Raw genomic sequence first — 9,494 nt, 5'->3', positions numbered from 1 at the left:
CACCTGGTGACGACGGTGGAGGGAGCACGTACGAGCCGCCCTACACGCCGCCTGGGGGTGGCGGTGGAGGGAGCACGTACGAGCCACCCTACACGCCACCTGGTGACGACGGTGGAGGGAGCACGTACGAGCCACCCTACACACCACCTGGTGACGACGGTAGAGGGGGCACGTACGAGCCACCCTACACGCCACCTGGTGACGACGGTGGAGGGAGCACGTACGAGCCGCCCTACACGCCGCCTGGGGGTGGCGGTGGAGATGGAGGGGAAGTCTATCCACCGGGAACATGGGATAGCGATCACTGGCGTCTTCGAGATGGTGATGATGACGAGCAGAACGACAACAAGCAGGAGGTTTCGACTGCATTCAGTCTGTACGGTGATGACTGGGTTAACCCAGTCGCAAACGCGCAGGAGGCGCTCAGCGAGACGCTTGCGAGCGGCCAAAGTCTGAGCCGAGCGGAAGAAACGGCATCTGTGGATTGGGAGATGCGTGACACACTTGATCGGGTCGACGAGACAACGAGCGAGTTTGACCGATTCTTCTGAGCTGCCTTTTCAGTATTTCACACCACCGTAGTTGATTGTCCGTTTCTCATTTACCTCTAACTCGTCGTTAGGTGCCATCTTCTCCTTCGCAGCCGACACCGCAGATTGCTGAGATTCGTAGGGTCCGTAGGTTTCAATTGCATATGGTGACGACACTCCGACGTACCAACCCGGACCGGTGTAGTCATCTACGTCGAAACCAACCGACCACTCGCATCTTCCGGAAGGGAAGTCATCCGGTGGGAACTGGCCCTGTTCGTATGTGCGTCGGAGGAGCGACCGAAGACTCATATCCTCCGTTTAGAAAGGGTGGTAGAAATATCCCAGGGCAGATCGAGGTAGGTGACATTCACCGATCGGGAGATAGGTGATAGTAGACGTGGATTTTTATTTGACTGTTGTAATAGGTATCGTATGGATTCTAACGACACGAGTAGGCTATTCCTTGGTGGGGTTGGCCTTTGGGTCGTCGCCGTGTTAGTTGCGCTTCCGTTCGGGGTGCTAAACTCCCTCCTCAATCCGTTTCTATGGTTGTCGTCATTCATGGAAGGAATTGAGGGAGTCGTCTATTTGGTAAGCGGAGGGTCTCTGAGCGCGATACTTTCATCGTATGGTACATCTGCAGAAGCGACACAGGTCGTTGTAGGGTGGGTTGGCATGGTGGCGTGGCTCGGAACTATCGTTGCGTATTATGTAGCTCGACAAAACAACGAGTCTATTCTATTGTATGTGCCCGCCATAATTCCACTCCCGATTCTCCCGCTTGCGCTCGCGATCTACCGGATGTCTTCATTCAGGAAGCGCCATCAAGCGCCGAGCTCATGAGATTCGCAGACTCTTCCGCTCAGACTTTTTGATCGGTAATAGCCCCGAATAAGCTTAATACTGGGGTGTGACGGGGATCGAACGCATTCTTCTGCAGTATGGCGTGCAGTATCGACGAGCGCATCGACGACCAGTTCGCCGATCTCGACGGAGGCCGATGGTGAGTGCGTCGGCTCTCCGAGGGCGTGGAGGTACGCGCGGGCTTCGCGTGGTTCGCGCTCGTGCTCTTCGCAGTGCTCCTCGTCGCAGTGCTCCTCTGGTCCTTCCTCGACGGGCCAGTGCATCAGATGCTCAACCTCACGACAACGATGACTGACTCGCAACGCGCGGACCAGACGACGCGAAACGTCCGCTATCTCTGGGAGTACTGGCCGCTCTGGGGAGCCGCGCTCGCCGCGCTGCTAATCGGATTCAGGCGAGCAATCATGGAGACGGGGAGGCGATAGCAATGCCCCCGAGACAATCCTCCGGATCGCGACTGCAGGCGTTCGTCGTGATCGTCCTGCTACTGTTCCTGCTCGCGATCTTCATCGTCGTCGCGCTTCCCGTCCTCGACGGGACGCACGACGCCGTCATGCAGACGGATCACGGCGCGATCAAGGAGACCGGGATGGCGGACAGCCTGAGCTTCACGCTCGACGTCGGCATGATTCTCGTGCCGATGATCTTCGGCATCGGCATCGTCGCGTTCACGTACGCGGTCGTCGCCGGCAAGGGCTCGTTCCGGGGTGGACGATGAGACGGACGCTCGTCGTTGCGTTCGCGATCGCGGCGTCGCTCCTGCTCGTTTCTGCGCCGGTCGGCTCCGCGGCCCAGGGGAGTGCTGAGTTAGTTGTGGGAAGCGAGCACGATACGTCGACAGAGTTATCGTCAGGGTCGCTGACAAACCTATCAGTCTCCGGTAGTGGGTCTGACGCATCACTCGTTCTGTCGGGTGGTTATGCGTTCAGGGACGGGTTCGATTCGGAGGCCGCGGATGCAGGCATCCCGACTGACTGGGAGGCCACCACAGGAGACTCGACAGCGTGGTCAGTGTCGTCGTCGGTCTCTTACGACGGGAGTCAATCCCTCTCGATGGATACGAGCGGTGCAACTCTCTATCGCATCCAACCCACAGAACAGCCCTACGCGTCCGCTCAAACACACAATGTGAGCGTGTCAATCAACCAGTCCAGCGGCAACGCGGTCGCTCTGTCACTCTGGGAGTCTGGCACCGAGTTTGCACGGATTGGTATGTACAAAGGAGATCTCATGTACCTCAACGGAGGCACGTGGACTACGCTGGATGCGTCTATCGATGCTGGAGAGTGGGTCAAAATCACGGTCTCAGATTTTAATGGAGACACAGATACGATGGACGTGTCGTGGACAAGTCCATCAGGAGCGAGTGGCACCCAGCAAGACATCAGCGGCATGAATAGCTTCTCAACGGGATATACGAGCACTCGACTGCAGGGATACAATTCAGTCGGTCACTGGGATAGTTTCGAGATTGGTGGTGGATACCCGGCAAGGGCAAGCTACGTGTCCACGCACAATATTACGAACGGAGAGCAAGCCCGGTTTAACATCACATCTTTAAGTAACGTATCCGTGGAGGCTATCGTCCAGACGCCGGACGGCACGGTCCTCAACTCAACAACTATCTCAACAATCGGGAGCCATACCGTCTCCATCCCGAGTTACGGCGGCGACCAGTTGGAGACTAAGCTCAACGTGGACGTCACTGGTTCTAATCCCTCGTTCGCGCTTGACGCTGAGTCTATCCTGTTTACTGATCAGGCTCCGACGATCTCGAACGCGACGCCGACAGGCAACCTCCAAACCAGATCGCCGACACTCTCACTCAATGTCGACGATCCCACTTTCGGGACTGCGCAGGGAGACTCCTTGACGGTCAAGTGGTTCCTTGACGGCGAGCAAGTTGGGACTTCGACGACGTCCTCCGCGGGGACGGTCACTCATCAAGTCGACTCCCGATTCGGCGGCGGAAACCACACATGGCACGCAGAAGTCACAGATGACTACGGGGTCACGACGACGTCCACAACGCAGTCGATCTCGATCCCGGCGAAGCTCTCGATCCGGCCGATCAACGAGCCGATGGAGCTCGTTAACAACAGCAGCGTTACAGTCACCGGCCGGTTTTACTCGGGGGACATCGTCTTCGAGAAGTCGACGTCGAACGGCAAGATCGACCTGACCGGGCTTCCGTTTGACCGGACGTACACACTCGTCCTGAGCGCGGACGGCTACTATCGTCGGACCGTGATCGTCGACTCGCTCTTCGAGCAGGACTCGGTGTATCTCCTGAACGACAGCAAGGACTCCTACTACACCGAGTTCGTTCTGAACGACCTCACCGGGAAGTTCAGCGGTGGAGACGTGCGCACGAAGCTCTTCCTTGAGCGTGCGATCAACACGTCCGACGGCCTCGAATGGGTCACAGTCGCAGGAGACTACTTCGGAGCGGAGGGACGCTTCGAGGTCGACCTGCAGCAGGAGAAACGCTATCGAATCCGGATCGTTGGAGAGGACAACACGTCACGGGTCCTCGGAGCCTACACGGCGACTCGCTCCGGATCGGTCGCGCTCGCAGTTGGTGAGGTGTCGTGGGAGGTCGACGAGCCGGAGACGCGACGTGTCTCGGCGTCGTGGGTCAACCTCACCGACGGCAACGAGGCTCCGAACGGAGTCGTCCACTTCCAGTACGTCGACCCGGCAGAGAACACCTCTCGGCTGCAGGTCGTGATCCACGAGGACGGGAACGCGAGCAACGAGCTGGCGAACACGACCTTCGACGCTGGGTACGGGACGCTGAGCTACAACCAGACTGTCTCGGGAGCGAACCAAACGACGACAGACTGGGAAGTCTCGTGGACGGCGTACAACGGTTCAGGAGAGATGGCGAATGGATCGGTGCTCGCGGACGGCCAACGGTACACCGTCGACAACCCAATCGGACCGAAGTGGACGCCGGTCGTCGTGACGTGCCTCTTCCTCTTCACGGGGATGCTCTTCGGGGGCCGACTGTCGTCCATCGGATCGCTCGCAGTGACCGGTGTCGCGGCCGTCATGTGGTGGCTCGGGTTCTACACTGCGAGCGGCGGCGTCGTCGTGTTCGCCGGGCTTGTCGGCCTTGCAATGGCCGTCGGAGGGAGCCGGCGATGAGGCATCCCGCGACGGTACTCCTGTTCATCGTCTGTGTCGCCGCCGTTGCGACCGCGCTCGGAGCGTCCGGCACGGCGGGATGGCTCGGGATGCAACCGAACACGGGTGTGCAGGATCAGGTCGATCAGAGCGAGAGTCAGTTCCATGATTACTCTGCCTCGAGACAGGGCGGCGAGACGTCGTTCATCGGCGCGACGATCAGCGGCACCGACAAGGTGTTCTCTTCGTTCGTGGTCATCTTCACGCTCGCCGATCTCCTCGTCAACATGGGCATACCGGCGTGGGCGGCCGCGATGGTCGCGTCTCCACTGGCCTGGTCGTTCGGTCTCTTCGTGATCTACATGATCAGTGGCCGGTCGGGGGTGCGTCCGCGATGACGCTCCTTCTTAGCGTCGTCTGGAAGCTGACTCTTGTCGCGGCCTACAGCTCTCCCTACGACGACCCGTGGATGTCGGGGGACGCATGGAAGGGGTTCGTGATGCCGTTTATGGACCTGCTCGGCCCGGTTGCTCCGGCGATGCTCGGCATCGGTGTTGGCGGGATCCTCTACATCCTGACAGAGGGTCGCCCGAGTCTGCCCGCGGTCGTCTCGATCCTGATCGGCGGGTTCCTGATGCCGTTCCTTCCTCCGGTCGCGAAGGTCGGCGCGTTCGCCTCCATTGTCTTCGGGGGCGCGCTCGCGCTCTTCTCGTTGTGGAACGGCGGAGGTGCCCGACCGCGATGATCGCTCCGACCTCATCGAACGGAACGGGTCCGAGCCGCCTCGACTTCGTCGCGGCGCTCGTGATGTTCCCGGCGGTCGTCGGGCACGAGCTGACCCACGCGCTCGTCGCGTGGCCGTGGGTGTCCACTGAGCATCCGCGGGATCTCGTCGACCGCGTTGTTCCACCCCGCCTCGAACTCCGATACCCGTCCGGAACACCAGTCGCCGTCGTCGTCACGGCGAACCTCGCGCCGACGATCGTCGGGTTGGCACTCGGCCCGGTCGTCGTCCCGTGGGCACTCTCGTTCTCCTTACCGGTGGCGGCGTACCTCGTCGGCGCGTGGGCGCTCTACACTCGGCCGAGTGGCGACGACCTCGCTGTTCTCTCCACGCTGTTCTGACCTCGCCACGCGCGGCGGGGCGGAGGCGGGTACTTTGCAAGTGTTTCATCTGTTCGGCGCGAAGCGCCGAACGGTACTTTGTGAGTGTGCGCCTTTACGCACACCTGCTAAGGAAGAGGTCGGTGGCGGTGGCCGAACTTCGGCCGCAACGGCCGAACTGCTCACGGTGATCAAGACGACGAACTCCCGAGGTTATCAACTGTGCTTGTAGAAGGGTTTGGTTAGCACAAGTGAGGTTTAGAAAAGAAGGGGCAGCGATAGTGTTGCCACTGGCGAGCCGCCGCGTTAGCCGAAGGCCGACTCAACCGGGAACTGCGCGCCGTTGGCGCACTCGATCGTCCCGCGAACGTCGTCGCCGAAGTCCATGATGTTGACAACTGGATGGGCGAACGCAGCCTGTCGGACGATGTCCTCGGCTTCGCGTTCGTTGGCTGGCGTGTAGCCCATTCGCAGGAGTTTGTAAAACGCGTCCTCGGCATCGGAGAGTTCGATGCCGTAGGTGTTCGCGAGCCGACCCCAGGCAGATGTGTCGTCCTCGAGACGATGGGCGTCCATCATGTCTGAGATCGCGCCATCGAGGTTCGCGTCGACTGCCTGTTTCGCGCTCTTGATCTTCTGGAGAGCTTTCTGCGCGACGTGCTGGCTAGCGAACTTTACCTCGCCATACTCGTGGCGGACGAATCCCTCGAGGCGATCAAGCGTCCGGTAGATCGTGTGGATGTTCCGGCCGGTCTGCTCGGCGAGCTGCTGAGGCGAGACCGTTCCGCCGTCGGCGAGCATCGTCTCGGTGACTTCGGCGTCGGTCGGAGCCATGTTCTCCATCGCGATCTCGACCGTCTCGTTCTGTTCGGCCGCGATCTGCGGGAGCTGCTCGTCGTCGAGAACGATGCGCGTCCGACGCTCGCCTTCGACCTCGAAGACATCGTCCTCAACGTAGACGGAGTCGTCGGGCTGGAGCGGGATGCCGGCTGCGTTCAGGATCGAGAGGAGTGACTCGTCGAGTTCGCGCTCAAGGCGTGGGAGGTCCTCCCAGAAGACGGTGCCGTCCGTTCGTGAGTGCTGGAAGGACGCGCCGATCTTCGGGTTTGAGAGGACGGGATCGTCCTCGACAGCACTCGGGTTCTTCATGTGGTAGTGTTTGAACTCCTTGCCGAGGCGATGAGTCCCGATGAGTTCGGCGGCGCGCCAGTCTCCGATCTGCGCAGTGTGATAGTACCCTTCACACTCGGTGTCGTCACGCTTCGACATCGCGAACCCCTCCCGTTCGTCGGCGAGCAGGAGGCTGATCCGGTGGAGTGGTCCGTCGAGCGCGTACACGTTCCGCGTGCGGTTCTTCTGGACGCGGACGTAGAGTTCAGCGTCGGTGATGTTTGTTGAGTGATGGACGTGGTTTGGGCCGATCTCACTCGTCGCGATGAACGTCGGAGAGGCGTAGTTCGTTCCCTGGAGGCAGCGGAGGGCTTGGAGGGAGAGGTCGAAGAGGCGGGGGTACCGGTCGAACCAGATACCGGACCCGTCTGTCGCGACGTCGAGACCGAGGAGATCGTGCGGGTTCGAGGGATTCGGAGAATCGCCCTTCGACTCCATGTCTGGCCAGCGCGGCCGGACGTGGAACGTCGCTTTTCGCGTGGCCGACCCGTGCTCCTCACCTGGCGGATGGATCTTCACGCGGTACTCGCGAACGGTCTGAAGTTGGAAGTTGCGGTGGTTACGTGGTTTCAGACCCGACTCGCTGAACGTGAGCGTCGCCTCCCACTTCTGGCCGTCGTCGTCGACGAACCCGGTGACTGGCTGCCCATCCTCCCAGTTCCACTCTTTTTGGAGAGAGTTGAGGCCGAAGTAGGGATCGAGGCCACAGGCATACTTGATGTACGCTGAGAACTCGTGGGGTGCAGGCTTGATCCGGAGGCGCTCCTCGGCATCAGCGTCGGCGTCACCGGGCGTTGCGGTGAGTCGATTTTCATCGAGGGACGTGTCGGCCTGGGTCGGTTCGTCGATGTCCTCCAGGTCGGCCTCTGTCTCGCCGTCGATCTCGGTGGTGGCTTCTTGCTTACGCTCAGTTTCACGCTCGCGCTCGCGAGCGCGATGCCACGCCTGCCACTCCTCGCAGCGGTACTGATGGTCGGAGAACGACTTCCGTGAGGTGAACGAAGACTGGCAGAACCGACAACACCACCAACCGTTTCGGTCGTTCACATGCGAGGTGAGCTCGCCGTCAGGGCGTTCAGCCTCGCCTTCGTCGGCGCGCCGGTCGGCATCGGTCTCGAACGCCCCGGCATCCATGAGGCTCCTGAACTCGTCGTCGGCGAGGTCGGTGATCGACTCCGCGTCTTCGGTTCCGAAGAGTTCGTCTTCCGTTGCGTGTGGACGATCGTCGGTCACGCACGCCCACCTCCGAACCGAGTGAGAGCAGCGTCGTGCTCCGGAACGACGGGGTCGGGTCGATGAACGGTTTCGACGCTGTCGAGCGGATCGACGAGCACGTCGGCGAGGATGCGTCGGTGACACCACTGTGGGTTCTTCTCCCAGCAGACGAGGGCGATGTCGTAGCCGTCACGCAGTCGCTCTCGGAGCTTCGACATCGCACGCTGCGCGCCGACGTGCTGCCGAAGGCGACGACGGTAGCGGCGCTCGAAGTCGACGCTGTTCCAGGCGATCTCAGCCGGAAGTGGTTGGTCGTCGTTCTCGGCAGCGGTTTCGACTCGTTTGTAGGCGGTCAGCAGGTTCTCGGAAGGCGCGAGTGCGGGGACGTTCCGTTCGGTGACATTCCAGACGAAGTCTCGAGGGTGACGGACGACTGCGAGCACATCGGCATCGGCCTCGAGGTCGGAGAGGCCACCGAAGTACGTGGTGTAGACGGTCGACGTCATCGCTCACCTCCGTCAGCGACGACGCGCCGGCCAGGGGCGGAGAGACCGAAGTCCTCCGGGACGTGTTCGGTCAGGAGGTGAGCGCTTGGCTTCTTCCGTCCCGAGAGATCGGCACCGCAGGCGGGACACTCGATGAGGGAGACTTTGATCGACCCGCCGCTCGACTTGACGATACGGAGGGTCACGCGTCATCACTCCGAACGTAGGGCAGGATATCCTCGGCAACGAACTGGACGAAGTCCGCGGTCTCGAGGTCGGGTTCGTAGACTTCGATATACCCCGAGGCAGCGAGGAAGCAACGGACGAACCCCCAGTCGGAGTCATAGTGACACCGGACTTGCGAAAGGTACCCTGCGCGGATCGAGTCACGGACGTGCTCACCGATCCCGATCTCTTCGTCTTCGCGGACGTCGGTGCCGTGGGATGTAATCGACTCGATGGGACCGATTGCGGCGGTGCCGGCTGTCCCGACGCCCAAGACATCGTGTTCGTCGAGGAAGGCTCCGAGGTCAAGCTCGGCGGTCTCGATGATCGCGTCGCCTGCGACGTCGAAGCCGAATGTGGCGTCGGATGATCCGACCAGGAGGAATCCCTCGTGATCGTCGCCTGCAGTGAGACCGACGACATCAGTCCATCGCTGGATCTTCTGACGGGTCGATCCGATTTTGATCCTCCCGCTGTCGACAGTCGCGGTGTCGATCTCCTCAACAGTCTCGCGAAGAGCGCGCCCCTCGATGCAGGCGACGCCCCCACCGAGGGTTGTCTGTTCCTCGACATCGACGGCAGTCGTGAGTTCGTGCGACCCGTCAGTAACGGTGTTAGCGTAGGATTCGATCGTGGTCAGGCGACCGTGGGGTACGCCGAGGATTCCGGCGTTCACCTCTCGTCACCCCCAAGACCGGCCCGTACGTGTTTACCCCGAGGACGCAACAGCGGGCACAGCCTGAGCTCGTGAAATCATCTCGTTGTCTCG

General features: G+C 61.1%; 11 protein-coding genes and 1 pseudogene. 8 read left to right on the top strand and 4 right to left on the bottom strand.

The features are described from left to right. From ABDZ36_RS02895 to ABDZ36_RS02860, 8 genes and pseudogenes are all read left to right on the top strand, one after another. A pseudogene (locus ABDZ36_RS02895) lies at positions 1-551 on the top strand (hypothetical protein); the annotation flags it as partial. A 414-nt stretch (positions 552-965) separates the two neighbouring features. Continuing rightward, entirely contained in the window at positions 966-1,376 is a 411-nt protein-coding gene (locus ABDZ36_RS02890; protein WP_211313614.1) for a hypothetical protein, read from the top strand. A gap of 164 nt (positions 1,377-1,540) precedes the next feature. Then, a complete protein-coding gene (locus ABDZ36_RS02885; RefSeq protein ID WP_211313613.1) occupies positions 1,541-1,822 on the top strand; it encodes a hypothetical protein in 282 nt (93 codons plus the stop codon). A gap of 2 nt (positions 1,823-1,824) precedes the next feature. Further along, positions 1,825-2,115: a hypothetical protein gene (locus ABDZ36_RS02880; RefSeq protein WP_211313612.1), complete on the top strand. Its 291-nt coding sequence runs from the start codon at positions 1,825-1,827 to the stop codon at positions 2,113-2,115. Next, complete coding sequence (locus ABDZ36_RS02875) at positions 2,112-4,547, top strand: serine-rich family protein (RefSeq protein WP_343749195.1); 2,436 nt, start codon at positions 2,112-2,114, stop codon at positions 4,545-4,547. Before ABDZ36_RS02880 ends, ABDZ36_RS02875 begins: the two co-directional genes overlap by 4 nt. Further along, positions 4,544-4,924, top strand: coding sequence for a hypothetical protein (locus ABDZ36_RS02870; RefSeq protein ID WP_211313610.1), 381 nt, complete (start codon positions 4,544-4,546; stop codon positions 4,922-4,924). Before ABDZ36_RS02875 ends, ABDZ36_RS02870 begins: the two co-directional genes overlap by 4 nt. Then, positions 4,921-5,271, top strand: coding sequence for a hypothetical protein (locus ABDZ36_RS02865; protein ID WP_211313609.1), 351 nt, complete (start codon positions 4,921-4,923; stop codon positions 5,269-5,271). Before ABDZ36_RS02870 ends, ABDZ36_RS02865 begins: the two co-directional genes overlap by 4 nt. Further along, positions 5,268-5,651 carry a hypothetical protein gene (locus ABDZ36_RS02860; RefSeq protein ID WP_211313608.1) on the top strand — a complete coding sequence of 128 codons (384 nt, stop codon included), beginning with the start codon at positions 5,268-5,270 and terminating at the stop codon, positions 5,649-5,651. The genes ABDZ36_RS02865 and ABDZ36_RS02860 overlap by 4 nt, the downstream gene beginning before the upstream one ends. Before the next feature lie 285 nt (positions 5,652-5,936). Here ABDZ36_RS02860 and ABDZ36_RS02855 read toward each other — a convergent pair whose 3' ends face one another. The 4 genes from ABDZ36_RS02855 to ABDZ36_RS02840 are packed head-to-tail and all read right to left on the bottom strand — an operon-like array spanning position 5,937 to position 9,401. Further along, positions 5,937-8,033 carry a DUF7845 domain-containing protein gene (locus tag ABDZ36_RS02855; protein ID WP_211313607.1) on the bottom strand — a complete coding sequence of 699 codons (2,097 nt, stop codon included), beginning with the start codon at positions 8,031-8,033 and terminating at the stop codon, positions 5,937-5,939. After that, positions 8,030-8,521, bottom strand: coding sequence for a DUF488 family protein, N3 subclade (locus ABDZ36_RS02850; RefSeq protein WP_211313606.1), 492 nt, complete (start codon positions 8,519-8,521; stop codon positions 8,030-8,032). Before ABDZ36_RS02850 ends, ABDZ36_RS02855 begins: the two co-directional genes overlap by 4 nt. Continuing rightward, positions 8,518-8,706 (bottom strand): hypothetical protein, encoded by a 189-nt coding sequence (locus ABDZ36_RS02845; protein ID WP_211313605.1) that lies wholly within the window; start codon positions 8,704-8,706, stop codon positions 8,518-8,520. Before ABDZ36_RS02845 ends, ABDZ36_RS02850 begins: the two co-directional genes overlap by 4 nt. After that, positions 8,703-9,401: a hypothetical protein gene (locus tag ABDZ36_RS02840; RefSeq protein WP_211313604.1), complete on the bottom strand. Its 699-nt coding sequence runs from the start codon at positions 9,399-9,401 to the stop codon at positions 8,703-8,705. Before ABDZ36_RS02840 ends, ABDZ36_RS02845 begins: the two co-directional genes overlap by 4 nt. Positions 9,402-9,494: the final 93 nt, after the last annotated feature.

Source organism: Halarchaeum salinum, assembly GCF_039520965.1.
GTDB lineage: Archaea > Halobacteriota > Halobacteria > Halobacteriales > Halobacteriaceae > Halarchaeum > Halarchaeum salinum.
The sequence above is the reverse complement of the archived record's forward strand: the minus strand, read 5'-3'. Positions and strand labels throughout refer to the sequence as shown.